Source organism: Geotoga petraea, assembly GCF_900102615.1.
GTDB lineage: Bacteria > Thermotogota > Thermotogae > Petrotogales > Petrotogaceae > Geotoga > Geotoga petraea.
Map to the genome: position 1 here is coordinate 238,124 of NZ_FMYV01000003.1, position 20,306 is coordinate 258,429.

18 protein-coding genes are annotated in these 20,306 nt (G+C 29.8%); 16 read left to right on the forward strand and 2 right to left on the reverse strand.

The features are described from left to right. Positions 1–43 precede the first annotated feature (43 nt). From BLS00_RS05040 to BLS00_RS05075, 8 genes are all read left to right on the forward strand, one after another. On the forward strand, positions 44–2,329 hold the full coding sequence (locus BLS00_RS05040; protein ID WP_091403317.1) for a glycoside hydrolase family 65 protein: 2,286 nt from the start codon (positions 44–46) through the stop codon (positions 2,327–2,329). Positions 2,330–2,474: 145 nt separating this feature from the next. After that, complete coding sequence (locus BLS00_RS05045) at positions 2,475–3,779, forward strand: MFS transporter (protein ID WP_091403319.1); 1,305 nt, start codon at positions 2,475–2,477, stop codon at positions 3,777–3,779. 163 nt (positions 3,780–3,942) lie between these two features. Beyond that, positions 3,943–4,773, forward strand: a complete 831-nt coding sequence (locus tag BLS00_RS05050) for an aldo/keto reductase (RefSeq protein ID WP_091403321.1) — start codon at positions 3,943–3,945, stop codon at positions 4,771–4,773. Positions 4,774–5,114: 341 nt separating this feature from the next. After that, on the forward strand, positions 5,115–5,387 hold the full coding sequence (locus tag BLS00_RS05055; protein ID WP_176759844.1) for a LysO family transporter: 273 nt from the start codon (positions 5,115–5,117) through the stop codon (positions 5,385–5,387). Further along, positions 5,384–5,956, forward strand: a complete 573-nt coding sequence (locus BLS00_RS05060; protein WP_091403324.1) for a LysO family transporter — start codon at positions 5,384–5,386, stop codon at positions 5,954–5,956. Before BLS00_RS05055 ends, BLS00_RS05060 begins: the two co-directional genes overlap by 4 nt. Before the next feature lie 15 nt (positions 5,957–5,971). Then, entirely contained in the window at positions 5,972–6,274 is a 303-nt protein-coding gene (locus BLS00_RS05065; RefSeq protein ID WP_091403326.1) for a MerR family transcriptional regulator, read from the forward strand. Between the two features lie 54 nt (positions 6,275–6,328). Next, positions 6,329–7,222: a class I SAM-dependent methyltransferase gene (locus BLS00_RS05070; RefSeq protein ID WP_091403327.1), complete on the forward strand. Its 894-nt coding sequence runs from the start codon at positions 6,329–6,331 to the stop codon at positions 7,220–7,222. Between the two features lie 9 nt (positions 7,223–7,231). Beyond that, positions 7,232–7,453, forward strand: a complete 222-nt coding sequence (locus tag BLS00_RS05075) for a YdbC family protein (RefSeq protein ID WP_091403329.1) — start codon at positions 7,232–7,234, stop codon at positions 7,451–7,453. A 165-nt stretch (positions 7,454–7,618) separates the two neighbouring features. On the opposite strand, the gene BLS00_RS05080 is transcribed toward BLS00_RS05075, so the two are convergent. Next, the gene (locus tag BLS00_RS05080) at positions 7,619–9,124 is read right to left on the reverse strand and encodes a GGDEF domain-containing protein (protein WP_176759845.1); all 1,506 of its coding nucleotides are present in this window, start codon (positions 9,122–9,124) and stop codon (positions 7,619–7,621) included. A gap of 362 nt (positions 9,125–9,486) precedes the next feature. On the opposite strand from BLS00_RS05080, the gene BLS00_RS05085 reads away from it, so the two are divergent. The 4 genes from BLS00_RS05085 (at position 9,487) to BLS00_RS05100 (ending at position 14,267) form a co-directional block, all read left to right on the forward strand. Beyond that, entirely contained in the window at positions 9,487–10,236 is a 750-nt protein-coding gene (locus tag BLS00_RS05085; protein ID WP_091403332.1) for an ABC transporter ATP-binding protein, read from the forward strand. Between the two features lie 10 nt (positions 10,237–10,246). Next, positions 10,247–11,803, forward strand: coding sequence for a hypothetical protein (locus tag BLS00_RS05090; RefSeq protein ID WP_091403333.1), 1,557 nt, complete (start codon positions 10,247–10,249; stop codon positions 11,801–11,803). Positions 11,804–11,874: 71 nt separating this feature from the next. Continuing rightward, positions 11,875–13,071: a hypothetical protein gene (locus BLS00_RS05095; protein ID WP_091403334.1), complete on the forward strand. Its 1,197-nt coding sequence runs from the start codon at positions 11,875–11,877 to the stop codon at positions 13,069–13,071. Between the two features lie 32 nt (positions 13,072–13,103). After that, a complete protein-coding gene (locus BLS00_RS05100) occupies positions 13,104–14,267 on the forward strand; it encodes a tetratricopeptide repeat protein (RefSeq protein ID WP_091403336.1) in 1,164 nt (387 codons plus the stop codon). A 32-nt stretch (positions 14,268–14,299) separates the two neighbouring features. Here the strand turns inward: BLS00_RS05100 and BLS00_RS05105 are convergent, their stop codons facing one another. Continuing rightward, complete coding sequence (locus BLS00_RS05105; RefSeq protein WP_091403337.1) at positions 14,300–14,857, reverse strand: hypothetical protein; 558 nt, start codon at positions 14,855–14,857, stop codon at positions 14,300–14,302. A gap of 254 nt (positions 14,858–15,111) precedes the next feature. On the opposite strand from BLS00_RS05105, the gene BLS00_RS05110 reads away from it, so the two are divergent. Genes BLS00_RS05110 through BLS00_RS05125 form a run of 4 tightly spaced genes read left to right on the forward strand, consistent with a single transcriptional unit; the run spans position 15,112 to position 19,924 of the window. Continuing rightward, complete coding sequence (locus tag BLS00_RS05110) at positions 15,112–17,130, forward strand: urocanate hydratase (protein ID WP_240724308.1); 2,019 nt, start codon at positions 15,112–15,114, stop codon at positions 17,128–17,130. A gap of 19 nt (positions 17,131–17,149) precedes the next feature. Continuing rightward, positions 17,150–18,043: a glutamate formimidoyltransferase gene (gene ftcD, locus BLS00_RS05115; protein WP_091403339.1), complete on the forward strand. Its 894-nt coding sequence runs from the start codon at positions 17,150–17,152 to the stop codon at positions 18,041–18,043. Positions 18,044–18,048: 5 nt separating this feature from the next. Beyond that, positions 18,049–19,314, forward strand: a complete 1,266-nt coding sequence (gene hutI / locus BLS00_RS05120; RefSeq protein ID WP_091403340.1) for an imidazolonepropionase — start codon at positions 18,049–18,051, stop codon at positions 19,312–19,314. Continuing rightward, positions 19,307–19,924: a cyclodeaminase/cyclohydrolase family protein gene (locus tag BLS00_RS05125; RefSeq protein ID WP_091403342.1), complete on the forward strand. Its 618-nt coding sequence runs from the start codon at positions 19,307–19,309 to the stop codon at positions 19,922–19,924. The genes hutI and BLS00_RS05125 overlap by 8 nt, the downstream gene beginning before the upstream one ends. Positions 19,925–20,306 lie beyond the last annotated feature (382 nt).

A 20,306-nucleotide genomic window follows, 5' to 3' on the forward strand; every position in this document is an offset into this window, starting at 1 on the left:
TCAACCCATTATAAAAATTACAAAAAATTAGGGAGGAATATCGTTGAAAAAATTCGATAACATCAAAAACAGATTTCCAGTTAATCCTTGGGATATATCAGAAAAAAAGTACAACCCTTCCGATTATTTTACCAACGAAACCTTATTTGCTTGTGCAAACGGTTTTATTGGTGTGAGAGGAAGTTTTGAAGAGGGCAATTATTTGGGACATTCTGGTACATACATAAACGCTTTTTATGAATCCAATAAAATTGAATATGGCGAGAAATATGTAGGGTATCCTTCTGAAGGCCAATCTATGGTTAATGTTGCAAATTCAATAAAAATAGAGATTTCTATAGATGACGAAATTTTAGATATAAATAAAGGTGAATTAATTGATTACAACAGAAAATTGGATTTTAGAAATGGGATTTTAAAAAGAAAGATTATATGGAAAACTCAGAGTGGAAAAAAGGCTGAAATTTCTTTTAATAGGTTAGTAAGTTTTGAAAACAAACATCTTATAGCTCAAAAAATTGAGATTACACCGCTAAATTTTGATGGTGAAATAACTTATAAATCTTTTTTAGATGGAACTATAAAAAACTACATAGATGAAGATGACCCAAGAATAGATAATAAATTTAAAAAATCCGTTTTTAAAACAAGAGAACTTTACAATGATGAATTTATGTTTTTAAATCAAATAACTAAAAAAAGTGGGAAAGAATATTCTGTAGGGTTAAAAGAGAGTATTATTTCTAAAAGCAAATATAAGGTAAAAAAATATAAAGATACAGATAAACTATACAATGAGTATAGAATAAAAGCAAAAAAAGAAAAAACAATTACGATAGAAAAATTCTCAGTCTATTATACAGAAATGAATTATTTGAAAAAACAAAAAATAGAAGTAGAGTTAGAAAAAGCTTTTGAAAAAGGCTGGGACTATTATGAAAAATTTCAAAAAGAATATTTGGAAAAATTTTGGAATGACTCTTATATAAAAATAGACGGAGATGACGCCTTAACTCAAGGGATCAGATTCAACATGTTCCACCTTCTACAATCAACTGGTAAAGATGGTTATACAAATATAGGCGCAAAAGGATTAACGGGCGAAGGATATGAAGGTCACTATTTTTGGGATACAGAGACATATGTTCTTTCTTTTTTCTTATACACACAACCTGAAACGGCAAAAAAACTACTTGAGTTTAGATATAACACACTTGATGCAGCGAGGGATAGGGCAAAAGAGATGTCCCATACTAAAGGAGCTTTGTACCCTTGGAGAACGATTAACGGTTATGAATGTTCTTCTTACTACCCTGCTGGTACAGCTCAATACCATATAAACGCAGATATAGCTTTTGCTTTAAAACAGTATTACCAGGTGACAGATGATTTTGATTTTATAAAATCTATGGGAATCGAAATATTGGTTGAAACAGCAAGGCTATGGGAAGATGCCGGAAGTTATAATTCTGAAGGGCAATTTTGTATAAATTGTGTAACTGGTCCAGACGAATATACAGCGTTAATAAATAATAACTATTACACTAATTTGATGGCAGCAGAAAATTTGAGCTTTGCATCTGAAATGGTTGAAAAAATCAAAACAGAATCTCCAGAAATATATCAAGAACTAAAAAACAAATTAAAACTGTCAGAAGAAGAGCATTTTGGATGGGAAAAACACGCTGAAAAAATGTTTTACCCGTATGATGAAAAGTTAAAGATCAACGCACAAGATGATAGTTTTTTAAGCAAACCGATTTGGGAATTGGACAAAACTCCAAAAGAGAAATTTCCTCTATTGCTGAATTATCATCCATTGGTATTGTACAGATACCAAGTTATAAAACAAGCAGATTTGATATTAGCAGAAGCTTTATTACCTCACAAATTTTCAGATGAGCAGGTAAAAAGAGATTATGATTATTATGAAAAATTAACAACGCATGATTCTTCTTTGTCTACTTGTATATACTCTATAGTTGCAAACAGAATAGGATATGAGAAAGAAGCATATGAATATTTCATAAATACTTCCAGAACTGATCTGGACAACTACCAGGGGAACACAAAAGATGGGATACATTCTGCCAGTATGGCTGGAACATGGCTCGGAGTAGTTATGGGTTTTGGAGGAATGAAAATATATAATAATGAACTTCATTTTGACCCAAAAATTCCAGAAAAATGGAATGAATACACTTTCAAAATAAAGTTCAAAAATAGAATAATAAAAGTAAAAGTGGATAAGACAAAAGCCGACTACAGCCTGGAAAAAGGTGAACCATTAACAATATACAATAAAGGCAATAAAATAGAGCTATCATAAAAACTCCCTTCGGGGAGTTTTTTTGTAGTTCCCTCCATAATTAACATAAATTTAACTCAAATCGATAAATAATTTCTGTTGACAGGTAGTCAACTTGAGAATGTATTATAAGGATGAAAAAGAAAAATGGGTGGAGGGATGATTTATGAACAAATTTGAAAAGAAGAATTTCAATATTTATTTAATTGGCATGTTTGTATCTCTATTAGGAACACAGATACAGTTTATAGCGATGCCGCTTTTTATTTTAGACAGAACAGGATCAGGGTCATTAACAGGAATTTTCACCTTTTTACTATTATTTCCATTTATAGCTGTCACACCATTTGCAGGAGTAATTGGGGATAGAATGAATCGAAAAAATATTATGGTAAATATGGATTTAGCAAGAGGAGCTATGGTTTTATTTTTAGCAGTTTACGCATTTACGGTAGAGATCCCTTTAATGTTGGTTTTCGTTTTTCAAGGGATAATATCAGTAATGGATGGATTTTTTTCCTCATCAACATCAGCAATGAGAGCAGATTTAGTACAACCAAAAGATTATGCTCTTACTAACTCAAGAGTTACAGCCATGAGAAGTATAGCAGGTCTTATTGGTCCAGCTGTTGGGGGCATGATCTATGCATTTGGTGGAATAGAAGTAGTATTTTTAATAAATGCTTTGACATTTATCATCTCCGGATTTGCTGAAATGTTTATAAAATACGACCCAGATCATATAAAAGACAAAGAAAAAATGACGGTAAAGAAATTTGCCTCAGATATTAAAGAAGGTTTTGTGTTTATAATGAAACAAAAAGGGCTTAAAAATCTTTTGTTTTTTGCATCGTTTTCTAACTTTGTTTTATCTCCAATAATGTTTGTACTTTTCCCATTTTTATTTAAAGAGATCATTGGGTTTTCTGGAGCAAAATTTGGATTTGTACAAGCAGGATTTACAGCTGGAGCATTAATTGGTAGTATAATATTTAGTAAATTTTTAATCAACAAATCGGGGAAAACTAACATGACTCTCGGATTAGGACTTCAAATGCTTGTTGGTTTTGCTATAGGGTATTTTGTTCTTCCTGCTACTGTTAACATGATTGGTGGAACTACTTGGTTGTACTTCGGATTAATTGTTGCGACTATGGTTTCTTGGGGAATATTCAACATATGGCTAAACATTCCGCTACAAACTAATATACAAAAGATGGCTCCATCATATATAAGATCAAGAGTATTTTCGGTTTTAGAATTGATTTTCCAGGGGGCAGTTCCAATAGGTTCTGTTATATACGGGTTCATGTTGGATTCTATAGAACCACATAAAATCCTTTTAGGTGCAATGGGAATAGGGCTTGTCCTTGCTTTGATATTCTTGTTCACATCGCCAAAAGAAACATTCGACCCAGAACTACCAGAAGAAGTGAATACATCAAATATAAAAGAAAAAGAACTTGCTTAAAAATGATATGATACCTCCAAAGCAGTTTTGTAATTTTTATTAATTACGTGTCTACTTTGAAGGTACTATATCAAAAGGCTGTTTTTTTATATATACAAACTGGAGTATAATGTTAATGTACTTCGTTTAAATAGATTCAAAATTTTACAAAGGAGGTTTTTTCATGCAATTAGATAGTATTAATGCTACTTTTAAGTTGAAAAATGGTATAGATATTCCAGTTTTAGGATTAGGAACTTATAAGGCTCATGGAGATGAACTTATATCTGCTATTTTAGATGCGCTTAAAATTGGGTATAGAAGTATAGATACAGCATCCTTTTATGAAAATGAAGAAGAAGTTGGGGAAGCAATAAAAGCTTCAGATATTGAAAGAAAAGATATTTTTCTCACCACAAAAGTTTGGAATGATGAGCAAGGATATGACGAAACTTTAAAAGCTTTTGATAGAAGTATGGGAAGGTTAGAAGTGGATTACATAGATATGTACCTCATTCATTGGCCAGTGGCAGGGAAATTCAAAGAAACTTGGAGAGCGCTTGAAAGCCTTTATGAACAAGGTGTTGTAAGGGCTATTGGCGTTTGTAACTTTTTAGAACATCAGTTGAAAGATTTGATGAGCACTGCAAATGTTCCACCTATGGTTGATCAAATAGAGCATCATCCAGAATTGGTTCAGCCAGCTTTAAGAGAATTTTTAAAGGAAAATCATATTCAACAAGAAGCTTGGAGTCCAATTATGAGAGGTAGAGTAATGGAAATCCCTCAAATAGTAGAAATAGCAAAAAAATATCATAAAACTCCTGCTCAAGTAGTTTTGAGATGGGATATACAAAATGGTGTTGTAACTATTCCAAAATCTGTTCACAGGAATAGAATTAAAGAAAATTCTGAAATTTTTGATTTTGAATTAACTGAAGCTGAAATGAAAATGATAGATGATTTAGACAAAGGCAAAAGAACTGGTCCAGACCCTAAATCGTTTGATTTTTAAGAATTTTTTAGTTATGTTAAATATGGTATATAATCGGTTAATAAAGTTTGGCTATAATAGGGAAAATTAAAAATCTGACTATCCTCCAGATTGTCAGGAGAGATTGTTTTCCCTTTGGCAACCCAATAATTGGGTTGTCCTTTTTTTTATTGTAATGTATAATATTCTTGAAATGGTAATTTAGGGTGAAGCATTTTATTAATTCAGACATAATAGAATTTTAGAACAAAAAATATACCAATACAGAAAAATTTTTAAATGGAATTATGTAAAATAAAATTGTGATTTTTTCATTGAAAATAATGATTTTTACAATCCGAAGATTATGGAGTGATACTGATATGATGATTGGAATATTAATAGCCTTTTTAATAGGTTTGTTTATAGGGTTAAAAGGATGGTTGAAATGGTTAAAGAAGATAAAACCTGTTTTGTGGTCAACTGTATTATTACTATTTTTCATGGGATATGAGATAGGTAATAACGAGTCTTTGATTTCCCAAATTGATGAAATAGGTTTAACAGCTTTGTATATAGCTGTTTTTTCTATTGTTGGTAGCATACTTTTTACCTCTATTTATGAAAAATTTTTTAAAAAGGGGAAATCTGAATGATATTACTCTTATCTGCAGTTATAGCTGGGATAATATCTGGTTTATATTTCGATATAAACATTCCAGAAAATTTAATTACAGTTTTATTGATGTTTTTGGTTTTTAGCGTTGGGGTAGATATTGGAAGCGAAGAAAAAATATTATCCAAACTGAAAGTAAATATGAAGAATATCCTTTTTCAATCCATTTTAACTATGCTTGGTAGCCTTATTTTTGGTGCTATGGCAATATTTTTTACAAATCTAAATTTGCAAGAATCTATTGGAGCATCTGCGGGATTTGGGTGGTATTCACTTTCTGGAGTAATGATAAGCAATCTATACTCACCAGTTTTAGGGGCAATATCTTTTACAGCAAATGTGATAAGAGAAGTTCTGGCCATTATTTTGATTCCCTTAGTTGCTAAGTGGTCTCCATTAGGTGCAGTTTCTATCGGAGGAGCTACTTCTATGGATACTATGTTAGGGGTAATATCAAAAAATACAGATAAAGAGACAACTTTGATAGCTTTTGGCCAGGGGGTAATAGTTTCTTTATCTGTTCCATTGGTAATTACACTGATTTTTTAGTTAGGGGGGTTTTTTATGAAAATGGGGGATTTTTGTAAAAATTTTGATATTAATTCAGACACAGTGAGGTATTATATTGATGAAGGACTTTTAGCTCCAAGAAAAAGAAACAATAGATATGAATTTACAGATAATGATTTGAGAGATATGGAGTCAATTAATAAATATAAAGATTTGAATTTTTCTATTAAACAAATTGCTCAAATTATGTCTTATAGTAGGATATCTATTGATGAAAAATCTATATATGCTTCATTTATTATGGGTTTTTATAAGAAAAAAGAAACAGAACTTTTAGAAGAGAAAAAACATATATAAAATGCTCTTGAACTTCTACAAAATGATATTAAAGAGTTGAATAGCATTTCAAAGATGAAGAAAGAAAAAGTTGGAATTCCATTCGATTTTTTTCAATATTTAGAATGTCCAAAATGTGGAAAGAATTTGTTGTTAAATGATGCTGAAGTTAAAAATAGCTGTATTTTTGAGGGAAAACTTAATTGTGAATGTGGTTATGAAGCAAATATTATCGATGGTATTATATATACCTCATCATCTGTAAAAAGATTTGAAGAAGATTTTGATTATGTGAATTTTAAAAAGAACTATGTTGGAAAAATAGAATCAAAATTCACGAGCAAAATATATACAATAGGAAGACAATTATTTGATGAAATAAAAAAAGAAGATAGAAATGACAAAGTAATTCTGGAATTTGGAGTTGGTTTTGGAACTTTTTTTAGCCATGCCAAAAATGAATTCTTAGAATCTAAATTTTATATTTTAAATGATATTGATTCTGATATAATAAAAGCTACCAAATCATATTTTGAAAATACTGAGGAAAACCCAAGAATAATATATATCTGTTCTGATATAAGGAATATCCCAATAAAAAAACACTCTGTGGATTATTTTATTAACTTTTTTTCGATGATGGAATATTTTCTGTATTTAAATAGTACTAATGATTATTTAGAGTATTATTATAAAGATATAGTAGATTTACTCGCAGAAGATAATATGCTTTTTGAACTACATATGTTTATTGAAAAATACAAAGGGAAGCTAGAAAAAGATTTTTTAACAATAGAAAAATTCTTTTTTGAAGATAATTTGCTTGATGAGTTAGAAAAAAATGATATAGAAGTTTTAAGAAAACCTTTAAGAACTGTCACAGATGTTATCGGGGATGTCAAAGGAATTGTCAAAGAAGGATCAAATATTATCATGGAAAGTTTTATTTCCAAACATATAAAAAAGTGAGGGATTTTTATGGGAGATTTTAAATTTGAAATTGAAAAGAATTTTGGCGAATTATCAGAAAGTCCAAAAGGATGGAAAAAAGAGTTTAATTTAGTGAGTTTTAACGGAAGAGAGGCAAAGTACGACATAAGGGAGTGGGACCCAGACCATGAAAAAATGAGTAAGGGATTAACTTTCACAAAAGAAGAAATAGTCAAATTGAGAGATTTATTGAATAAACTGGATATATAAACACAAAATCGGCGAAAGTTAAGGGATGCTTTCGCCGATTTTATAAATCACTCAGGGGGAACTTATGAAAAATTCTGCTTGTTTGTTATATGTTACAACCACAAGCAGAATTTTTATAGTTATTTTAGTCATGATTAAAAATTTATAATAGTGATATACGTCACGTTATTCTATGTCCAATCGGTAAGATGTTTTTGAATTTTTTGCCGCATACATTGCTTGATCAGATTTTCTCAGTAAATCTTTTATGTTGTCTCCCGAATCTGGGTAAACACTGACCCCTATACTTAGATTTGCTTTTATTTTGTTTTTGTGTATAGAAAGAGGTTCATCAAAAAGGGTGATCAACCTTTTTGAGATATATTCGAGATCTTTTTTCGTTTCAATGTTATCAAGAATTATAGTGAATTCATCTCCACCTAATCTGGCAACAAAGTCATCTTTTTTTAAATTATTTTTTATTTTTTGGGATACTGCTATAAGTAAGTCGTCTCCAATTTCATGACCATATTTATCGTTAACATCTTTAAAATGGTCAAGATCCATGAACATGACTCCAAGTAAATTTCCATTTTTATCAGCATTATTTATCTTTTCCATAAAAACTTTTTCAAAGAGTTTTCTGTTTGGTAGACCGGTTAAATGGTCATAATAAGCCATGTTTTCAGTTTTGTTGAAAAGTCTGAAAATTACAAGACTGAATAAAATAAAAATAAAAGAGAGAATTACTAAATTTGAAATAAATCTATTTCTTAATTCTGATAACTGATGGTTTAAAGGAATATCGTTATATATCATCTCTATAATATAAGAATTCCACCAATCAAATTCTTGGTTATCTAAATAATTTAATATTGGAATATAGGTAAAAATGTAATTTTGCTTATTTTGTGCAACTATCTCTGTAGTTTTTTTAGTGTTTTCATTCAAAGCTTCCCTAATAATTTCTTGTTTGTCAACACTAATATTTGTGTCAAGTCCATCTTCTAATTCTTCTGTTTTTATAATACCTATTCGAGATCCATCTTCGTTGAACTTGTAAATAGATATATTTTCTACTATGTCGTATTCTTCTTTCAAGGTATTTACTTTACTTAATATGTCCATTTTTTGAAAGTCTGGGTATCTTTTAGATATATCTATGCTCAATTCGAGCAAATATTTGTTATCTGGAGTTGGCATATAGCTATACTTTCTCAAAGCTTTAGTTGTAATAGAAATATCCATCCTATCTGCGGAGAATTCATCTCCCTCAAGGCGACTTCTCAACAATCTTGAAAACGCAGGATATTTACTAAAATCTAAGCCCAAATCTTCTTTAAAAGTAGATCTAATTATTTGTAAACCTTCATTTATTATGTAAATTTCATAATTTTGAAATTTTTCTTTTATAGACTCTAAATCCCAACTCATTATTTGTGGGTTTTTAATATATTTATCTATCAATTCATAAGAAATATTTTTCATCTCATCATTAAGCTGAGTTTCTAAAATCTTAGTAGATGTGTTGATAAAAATTAGTTCTTCCGTTAAAGCCTTTTCTATATGTGTTTTTTGTAAATCATACTTCTCTTGTATAATTTTTCTTGAATAGGTATAATTGGATATGGTAACAGCTAAAATTACTCCGAAAAATACAATAATTAAAATATATCTTAATTTAATCTTCATCAGCATTCACCTCTATGGGAATTATTGTTATATTGTTACTATTATATAATAATTTTGTGAAAAAATATAATTTTTTAAAAAAAGAAGATAAAGGGAATATTTTATGAACAAAGATTACGATGAACTGATGTTGCCATATGTCTAATACAATTGGCTTATTTATTGAATATAGATTTAAAAAGAGCCTTTAAAGATAAAATGATAAAAAATGGGGAAAATGTTCTATAAAATAAAGAATTAGGATTTTGAAGAAAATTAATTATTTTTACATTTAAGATATTACTTGAGTTAATGTCTTATTTTATTTGTGTAGAATTATAATATATGAAAGGCTATTTATATCTTTTGGAGGTGTGGGTTAAATGATTAAAGCAATTAATTTGAAAAAAGATTTTGGAGATTTCACAGCTGTAAATTCAATTAATTTAGATATAAAACCAGGTGAAATCTACGGGTTTTTAGGACCAAACGGTGCAGGAAAAACTACAACTATGAGAATGCTAACAGGTATCTTAAAACCAACTTCTGGTAGTATTGAGATTATAAACAAAAACTTATTTAACAATGAATTAGAAATAAAATCAAAAATCGGTGTTGTACCTGATGAACCTAAAATGTACGAAAATTTAAAAGGTACAGAATATGTTGAATTCATTATGGGGATTTTCAAGGCAAATAATGAAGAAACAAAGAATAGATTTGATGAGATTTGTGAAGCTTTCAACATTGATTATTTAAATGATTATATCGGAGATTATTCTCACGGAATGAAACAAAAATTGATGGTTGCTACAGTGCTGATGAGAAAACCAAAAGTGATATTTTTGGATGAACCAACAGTTGGTTTAGATGCAAGGGCAGCCAAAATATTGAAAACTCTTTTAGAAAAATATAAAAATGAAGGTACTACGATATTCTTAACAACACATATTTTGGAAATTGCTGAAAAAATGTGTGACAGGATTGGAATAATAAAAGATGGGTCAATTTTGGCTGAAGGAAATATGGATGAGTTAAGAAATATGTCAGAGAAAGAAAATCAATCTCTTGAAGATATTTTCTTAGAATTAACAGGTGGAGACGAATTTGGAGACATTATAAAAGAATTATAGGGGTGAGAATATGAACGATCTTTTTTTAATATTAAAATATGGATTTAAAAATAAAGCGAGACCTAAGAAAAAAGGGTTAATGTCAAACAACTCTGTATTTGGAAATATTTTTGGATATTTGTTCCCGGCGATATTGTTTATGTTTATCATGCTTCCTTTTATGTTGAGTGTTTTTAACAATACTATGATTGAAATTATGCCTGGTGTTACTTTTGCTGAACTGATGGCATCTATGTACATAGCTTTAATGTCTTTATTGTTCTTCTTACAATACTCACCAGCTATAATAAATACTTTATTCAACAACGATAACATTGAGTTTTTGTTGACCACACCGGTAAAAAAGGGAACTATATTTTTAAGCTCTGCAATTGATAGTTTTCTCGTTTCTGGATTGCCTATAGGTATGATGCTTTCTGTAATTATATCTTACGGAATTGCAGCAGATGTCAATATTTTTAACTTGATTATATCAAGTATAGGTTATATATTTCTTATGATTTCTTTGTCATTGATAGCTGGTTTGATATTTTCTTATTTCATTGGAAAAACAGCTGCAAAAAGATTTTCACAATTGATGTATTTTGCCAGTATATTTGCCTTTGTTTTCATGACAAATTTTATCCCTACAGATCAGATAAATCAAGCACAGCAGGGTCAACTTTCTGGAATATTTGGAAATATGACTTTTTTAACAGGTGAATTTTTCCCTCATACACTTTTATTAAAAAGTATGCATGGTAATATATATTTTGGTTTACTTTCAATTTTAATAAGTGTTCTCATCATAGTTTTAATTTATGGAGTATCAACCAAGTTAGACTTTGTAACTTCAAGAAAAAAATCGAAAAACAAAGAACAAAAGATAAAATTAACTGGTGGAATGCCTGTTTTGAAAAAAGATTTGAGATTATTGCAAAGAGATTCTCAATCTTTATTCTTGATTTTATATCCGTTTTTGTTTCCATTAATATTTATTTTTATAAACGTCCAAAGTATGGCTGCAATGAATATTATGTTTATATTCATAGGTTCTATGTATGCTGCGATATTGAGTGTGGGAATGATGGTTAACGATATGAAAATTTGGCCTATTCCAAAAACATATCCAATAAAAACAGAACAAATTATAAACAATAAAATATCAATTCCTTTGATAATATTCTTAACTGAGTACGTTATAATTACAATAATCTCAGCAGTTTTGGGATATACTAATATAATTGATTATTTCATGGTAATACCTGTTGGATTGTTATTGTATTATGCAGCTTTATATGGAGTAAAAACTTATTTAAAAAATCCTCAAAGAGATACAAGCAACAAAAATAACGTGCTAACTTTTAAAGAGACAATTGTTTTTGAAGGTATTATAATGGGTTTTGGAGCTGCTATATTTGGCCTTTTAACAGTATATAAGATAAATATGCAAACTCCAATTTTAGATTGGTCTACTATTTTAATAAACTTAGTTTTTATAGGGATCCCAATTTTGTGCATGGGCTTGTTGATTTTTTTAATTAAACAGCAAAAAGAACAGATAAAAAAATATTCAAACGAGATATAAAAAATTAATTGTGTTATAATTGTTATGTATTTCTTAACGAACAATTAACTCAATATCTCGGGGTGGTAACTATGGAAAATATCGATCTCAACAAAAGGAGAATAAAAACAGAGCAGAGAGAATTAACTTGCGAATTTCAAAATATGTTGGATTTTAATATTGATTCAGAAGAACTTCTTAATAAAAAGGAGTATTCTTCTTTTATACAGATGGAAGAATTCAAAAGAATGTACAAAGTAATTTTTCGTATTGATAAAGAAGGCAATTATGATATTGAAGTCCCTGGGTTTAAACTTCCTGTTGAAAGAGATACTCTTATTAGAAAAGTCAAAAGAACAGATGCTTATAAACAGGCTATTAAAAGATTAAGTAAAAACCTTAAAAACTTATACGATGAATATACAGAAAGATATTTGTCTTTTTATATGAAAACCCCTCGAATAATGTTGCCTCCAGAATTTGGAGAAAAATTGGATTCCTTACAAAAACCATTTCTATATTCAAAAGATGAGTTTAAAATCCCTAAGCCAAATAAACAAGAAATATATAATGAGTTGAAACAAGAATCTAAGGAAAAATTTAAGTTTGGTTTCTACAATTTTATGAAGAAACGAAAAAAATACATAGAAGAAAATTTAGAAGAAAGATATAAAGATAGCATAGAATTATGGGAAAAGAAAAAAGAGAAACATGAATACGAAGAAGATATAAAATATCAAAATTATAAAAAACAATTAGAACTTTATAATAAAGAAAAATACAGGCTAGAAAAAGCGTTAAAAGGAGACACTGAGTTTATTAAAGAAAGTGTTAAGGAAATATTAGAAAGCATAAAATTACCAGTTTCTCTTGATTTTACTTACGCTATAAACGAAAAAGACGTTATCATAGAATTAAAAAAACCAGATGAAAAAATTATGCCAGACAAAAAAGTTAACATCCTTTCAACTGGAAAGGCTTCAGTAAAAAATAAAACGAAAAAAGAATTTAGAGACGATTATAATTACTTTGTAACTGGATTAACTTTTTTCATCACAGGTCATATTTTCAACTTAAGTCCAAAAATAGAAAATGTATATTTCACCCTCTTTAAATACGAATCTGGAGAAAAAGAATACCTTTTCTCGGTTAAGTATGATAGAATAACATTTTCTAAAATAAAAACAGATAAACTTGATTCTATTGAAGCAATATATGCTTTTACCAACAGCTTTGATATGTATGCAAGCGGGAAATTTAAAACAAACGATCCATTGATTACATTATAATTTATTTTTTACAATATAGAGGAGGATATCAATTGAAATTCCTGAAAAAAGGACTTGTTTTGCTATTACTAACTATTACGGCCTTTTCTTTTTCAGGTGAATTAGATAAATTTTTATTTAATTTCACCCCTGAGAGTATGCTCGAATCAGAGTCAGACGAAATGAAATACCTTGGTCACCTTTTGACAAAATGGGAAAGTGGATACGAATTTTTGAAAAATACTGATGAATTAGAATTAAACTTTACTGATGAAGAACAAGTTATGATAAATTTTTTAGAAGATATAGAAGAATATGTTTTTATTTCACCATTGAATAAATTGGAAAAAATGAAAGAAAATTATTCTAATTCTTTGATTTTTAACAGTATTTATTTTTATATTGGTTCTGAATATTGGATTGAAACAGGTGATCCAAACTATGCTAAAAAAATGTTTGAAACAGCAGAAAAAATAGAAGAATTATACGGTGAAAGAGTACCTTTAACTATTTATTATGATAGTTATATAGCTTGGTACTCGAGGTTATATGGTGATAAAGAAAGAGCATTTGAAGATATAAAATATGGATACTTAAACTTTGGTAAAGAAAAGAAAATTCTTGAGTTATATATAATAATGTCAAGCCAGATGAATTATTTTGAAAATTTAGATAAAACTTATAATGATTACATGGAATATGATGACAAAGATTTCGAAGTAGTTTTGACATTGGCTAATTCTTATAGGAAAATTGGTAATAATGAAAAGACTATAGAAATAGCAAAATATGTTGTCAACAATGCAACTTCTACATATATTCTACGAGACTCTTATGAAATGTTGGGAGATTTATCTCAAAATTACCAAGAAAAAATAGAATATTATAAAGAAGCAGCAAATAAAGATCCAGAAAACTGGAGATTACTTAAAAAGTTGGGTATGGCTTATTATGAACAAGATCCAGAAGAAAACGCTCAACTTGCAAGAGCCATGCTGAATATGTCTATTAGTAAAAATCCAAACCAACCAGAAGTTGAAGAAGTCTTAGATGTTTTGAGAAGAAATGTAATAATACATAATATAATATACATTGTTTTGCCTATAGTTGGAGTTTTTTCTTTAGGAATATTCTTACTACTTAGGTATGAAAAGAAACAGAAAAAACAAGAGAAAGACATGATATACAATGAATCAAAAGATGATGACGATCTATAAAAAATCAGGCTTTTAGCCTGATTTTTTATTAACTATTTATTTTCTTTTGATTCTTTAAATTCAGCTATAGGGTCGTAATATTCTTCATCTTCACCTAAGTTATACGGATCATCAAATTCTTGAGGCTTAAACATCTCAAGGGGATCTTCATTATATTTCTTCTCTAATAAAGATTTCAAGATTTCTTCAGCCTCTGTAGGTTCTGACAAATCTATTTTTATCTTATTTTTTGTTATTTCAAAAGGGATTTTATCGTAATTTTCAAATGAATCCAAAATTTCCTGAATTCTGACAGTCCTTTTTTCTAAATAAGGATTGTCAAATTCTAAAGATTCGTAATCTCTAATCAAAATATTTTCATCTTCCATGGCATATGGATCAAACTGTTTCAAAAAACAAAGAACTTTATTTTCTAAAGAACCAACTACATTTTCATCTTTGTCAAATACCTTTCCATATTTACCAATCCTAAAATCTAAAAATTTACTGGAATTATCATGTAGGTTTCCATCCAAACCAAAATAGCCAACTATTTTTCCATTAATATTGACGATATTTTTTTTATCATCAATTAAATATATGTTATACATAATATCTCCCCCTTATTCAAATTATAGCATGATAGAAATAATTTTAAAGAAAATATTTCTGTTGGAGGTTTTTATTTATTATTTTAAAAGACTTAAAAATGAAAAAAATTTCATACTTAAATAAACTCCTGTTTTTAATCTATATAGAATAATATTTAGTTGTATATAAGCATAGAAGGAAATAAATGCCATTAACTTTAGTTTTTTACAGTGTTATAATTATATTGATAAAAATTATTCAAGGGGGGAAGATTATGAAAAATATTGATATTTCTAACGCAATGAAAGTAAAGTTAGATAACAAGTTACCTGAGTACCCTGAATTTGTAGACGGTATAAGAAGGGCACCAAAAAGAGAATTGAATCTATCAAAAAATGAAATTAAACTTGCTTTAAAGAATGCTTTGAGGTATATTCCTGAAGAATTACACGAAAAATTAGCTCCGGAATTTTTAGAAGAGTTGAAAACGAGAGGAAGGATTTATGGATACAGGTTTAGGCCAGAAGGGGAAATAAAGGGGAAGCCAATTGAAGAATACAAAGGAAAAATTACAGAAGCGAAAGCTTTTCAGGTTATGATAGACAACAACCTTGATTTTGACGTTGCGCTTTATCCATATGAATTGGTGACATATGGAGAAACAGGACAAGTTTGCCAAAATTGGATGCAATATAGATTAATAAAAAAATATTTAGAAATTATGACAGATGAACAAACACTTGTTGTCGAATCAGGACATCCTTTAGGCCTTTTCAAATCTCATAAAATGGCTCCAAGAGTTGTTATAACAAATGCCCTAATGGTCGGTCAATTTGATGATCAAGAAAACTGGATTAGAGCTCAAGCGTTAGGTGTTGCTAATTATGGGCAAATGACAGCTGGAGGATGGATGTATATAGGTCCTCAAGGTATTGTTCATGGAACTTTTAACACCATTTTAAATGCTGGAAGACAAAAATTAGGTATTCCAGATGATGGTGATCTAAGAGGGAAATTATATGTTACATCAGGGCTTGGCGGGATGAGTGGCGCACAAGCTAAATCTGTTGAAATTGCCAATGGAGTTGGTATTATCGCAGAAGTGGATAAATCAAGAATAGACACAAGATATAAACAAGGTTGGGTTTCAAAGGTTACCGATAACAGAAAAGAGGCCTTTGATTTGGCAAAAGAATATATGGAAAAAGAAGAGACAGTTTCTATTGCTTATTATGGAAACATTGTTGATCTTTTAGAATACGCAGTTGAAAAAAACATTCATATCGATTTATTGAGTGATCAAACATCGTGTCATGCACCATATGACGGAGGATACTGTCCCGTACAATTAACTTTTGAAGAAAGAACAGAATTGCTCGATACAGACAAAGAAAAATTTAAGGAACTTGTAGATAAAACACTGATAAGACATTTTGAAGCTATAAATAAATTGGTTAAAAAAGGAACTTATTTCTTCGATTATGGGAATAGTTTTATGAAAGCTGTTTTCGATGCTGGGGCAACTGAAATAGCTAAAAACGGAAAAGATACCAACGAAGGATTTATTTTTCCATCATATGTTGAAGATATTATGGGTCCTATGCTTTTTGATTATGGTTATGGACCTTTTAGATGGGTTTGTCTTTCTGGAAAGAAAGAAGATTTACATAAAACAGACCAAGCAGCTATGAGTTGTATAGACCCAAACAGAAGGGGTCAGGATAGAGATAACTATATTTGGATAAGAGATGCAGAAAAAAATAATCTTGTTGTAGGAACTCAAGCAAGGATTTTATACCAAGACGCTATTGGCAGAATGAACATAGCTCTTAAATTCAACGAAATGGTTAGAAATGGAGAAGTTGGTCCTATAATGATTGGCAGAGACCACCATGATACCGGTGGAACAGATTCTCCATATAGAGAAACTTCTAATATTAAAGATGGTTCAAATATTATGGCTGATATGGCTACTCAATGTTTTGCTGGAAACGCATCAAGAGGGATGAGCTTGGTTTCACTACATAACGGTGGAGGCGTTGGAATTGGTAAAGCTATTAATGGAGGATTTGGATTGGTTTTAGATGGATCTGAAAAAGTGGATAATATAATAAGGATGGCTATCCCATGGGACGTTATGGGAGGAGTTGCAAGAAGAGCTTGGGCAAGAAACGAAAATTCTATAAGCACTTCAGCGGAATATAATGAAATTTATAAAGATGGGAATCATATAACATTACCTTTTATTGCGGATGATGAATTAGTTGAAAAATTAGTCGATAAAGAGTTTTAATTATTTAGGAGGGCTTAATATGAAAAAACTAATAGAATGCGTACCGAACTTTTCTGAAGGAAGAGATACAAATAAAATAGAAAAAATTGTGGATAATTTTAGAGGTAAAAAAGATTTAAAACTTTTAGATTACCAGTGGGATGAAGATCATAATAGATCAGTTGTTACAGTTGTAGGAGAACCAAATGCTTTAAAAGAAGCGGTGATAAATGCAGTTGGAACGGCTCAAGAATTGATAGACATGACATCTCACGAAGGTCAACATCCAAGAATGGGAGCTACAGATGTAATTCCTTTCATTCCTGTTAAGAATACAACTGTTGAGGAATGTATTGAACTGTCAAAAGAAGTTGGAAAAGAACTATGGGAAAAATATCAAATCCCTGTATTTTTATATGAAAAATCAGCTTCAGCAGCTCATAGAAAAAACCTATCAAAAATAAGAAAAGGCCAGTATGAAGGAATGGAAGAAAAGATTCAAGAAGAAAAATGGAGACCTGACTTTGGAGATACATTTAACAAAAAATCAGGGGTTACTGCAGTTGGAGCAAGGTCTCCTTTAGTTGCTTTTAACGTAAATCTCGATACAGATAATATAGATATAGCGAACAAAATATCAAAACAAGTTAGACACATATCTGGAGGATTTAGATATTGTAAAGCAATGGGTGTTGAACTAAAAGATAGAGGAATTGTCCAAGTCTCAATGAATATGACTGATTATACAAAAACTGCATTATACCAAACTTTTGAAGCAATAAAAATGGAAGCAAAAAGATGGGGTGTAAATGTAGTTGGCAGCGAAATTGTAGGCCTTGTACCGATGATGGCGCTTGTAAATACAGCGGAATATTATTTAGGTATAGAAGACTTTCAACCTGAACAAATCTTAGAATCACATTTAATGGAGTAATTTTTATGAATAAAAAGATTCTAAAAAATTTTCAACAGATAGCAACTCCAATAGGTTTTGAAGCAAAAAAAGGAAAAGATATGCAAAAAATCCTTGTTATTTCTGACGCTTCAATAATCATTGAAGGTGAAAAGATAGAATTTGTTGGGAAAACAGAAGAAATGCATAAATTATATAATGAAAAAGATTATCAAGTAATTGATATGACTGGTAAAACTGCTATTCCAGGATTTGTGGATTCTCATACTCATTTTATATTTGGTGGTTATAGAGCTGATGAGTTTGGAATGAGGTTAAGAGGCAAATCTTACATGGAGATTATGAACGCTGGTGGAGGTATAATCAGTTCTGTTAAAGATACAAGAGAAGCGAGTTTAGAAGAATTAACTGAAGCTGGGAAAAAGAGACTTTTATCCATGTTAAGTTTTGGAGTAACGTCTGTCGAAGGAAAAAGTGGATATGGATTAGACAAAGAGACCGAATTAAAACAGCTTAGGGCTATGAAAAACTTAGATGGGCTAACTCCCATAGAAATTTCAAAAACATTTTTGGGGGCACACGCTGTTCCAAAAGATTATGTTGGAAGAGAAGATGAGTTTATCGATTACATGATAGAAGAAGTTTTGCCAATAGTAAAAGAAGAAAATCTTGCAGAATTTTGTGATGTTTTTTGTGAAGAAAAAGTTTTTGACATAGAACAATCAAAAAGATTGCTGACAGCGGCAAAAAACAAAGGGTTTAAAATCAAGATGCATGCAGATGAGATAGTTCCTATTGGTGGTTCTAAACTTGCGGTAGATATGAAAGCTATTTCAGCCGACCATCTATTACAAATAACCGATGAACATATAAAGCTAATGGCTAATAGCAATACAATAGCAACTCTTTTGCCAGGTACGGCATATAGCTTAAAAGAAGATTTTGCAGATGCAAGAAAATTGATTGATAGTGGATGTGCAGTTGCCTTGGCTACAGACTTAAACCCTGGTAGTTGTTATACAGAATCTATTCCTCTTATAATTTCTTTAGCAGCTTTATACATGAACATGATGCCAGAAGAAATTTTAACTGCTTTAACTCTAAACGGAGCAGCAGCAATAGATAGGGCAAGTGAAATTGGCAGTCTTGAAAAAGGTAAACAAGCTGATATAAATGTAATAGATGCGCCATCATATGAATTTTTAACCTACCATATTGCTGTAAATAGTATTGAAAAAGTATTTAAAAAAGGTAAACTCGCTTATGAAAGGAGAGATTATATAAATGTTTGAAAAAATGAATTTAGATGATTTTGTTAAACAAGTTGCTTCAAACGAACCAGTACCTGGTGGAGGAAGTGTTTCGGCTTTAGCGGGATCTTTAGCAGCAGCATTATCGAATATGGTTGCTTCTCTGACGATTGGTAAAAAGAAATATTTAGAAGTAGAAGAAGATATGAAAAAAGTGAAAGAAGAAGCTATTATTTTACAAGAAGATTTAATAAGTGACATTACAAGAGATTCAGAAGCCTTCAACAGAGTTATGAAAGCTTTTAAAATGCCAAAAAATTCTGATGAAGAAAAAGCAGAAAGAAAAGAAGCTATTCAAAATGGTTCAAAACACGCTTCAGAAGTACCACTTAATGTAGCTGAAAAATCATTAAAAATAATGGATTTGGCAAAAATCGTTGTTGAAAAGGGAAATAAAAATGCCATTACAGATGGAGCTGTTTCAGCAATGTTAGCAAGAACAGCTGGTTTAGGGGCTTTATACAACGTAAAAATAAATCTTTCCAGTATTAAAGACGAAGAGTATGTATCAAAAATGAACGAAAAAGTAACTGAAATTGAAAATGCATTAATCCAAAAAGAAAAAGAAATATTGGATATAGTAGAATTATAAAAATTCGTTAACATAAAATTTATTTACAAATTTTGATTTCCATGATATAATGGTAATGTTAGTCGATTGAAATGCAGAGTCTGTAAAATAAATTGTGTAAAAACACCAAATTGGTAGTAAAAAACAAATGAAAAATGACAAAAAACGTCCCAACAAAAAATTAAAACAAGAAACTACTAAAATTATAACTCTAAAACTCATAAAAAATACACAAAGCAAAATGATAGTATATTAACAGTGAAAACTGCTTAGAATAAGTATTATTAAGTTTTTAGATTAGGATTAGAAGATATAGTCTTTAAGTCTATCTTCGAAAACAATGGACAGTTCAGCTATAATGAGGTTCCAATTATTGTATCTGGCTGTCCATTTTTTTGTGGCT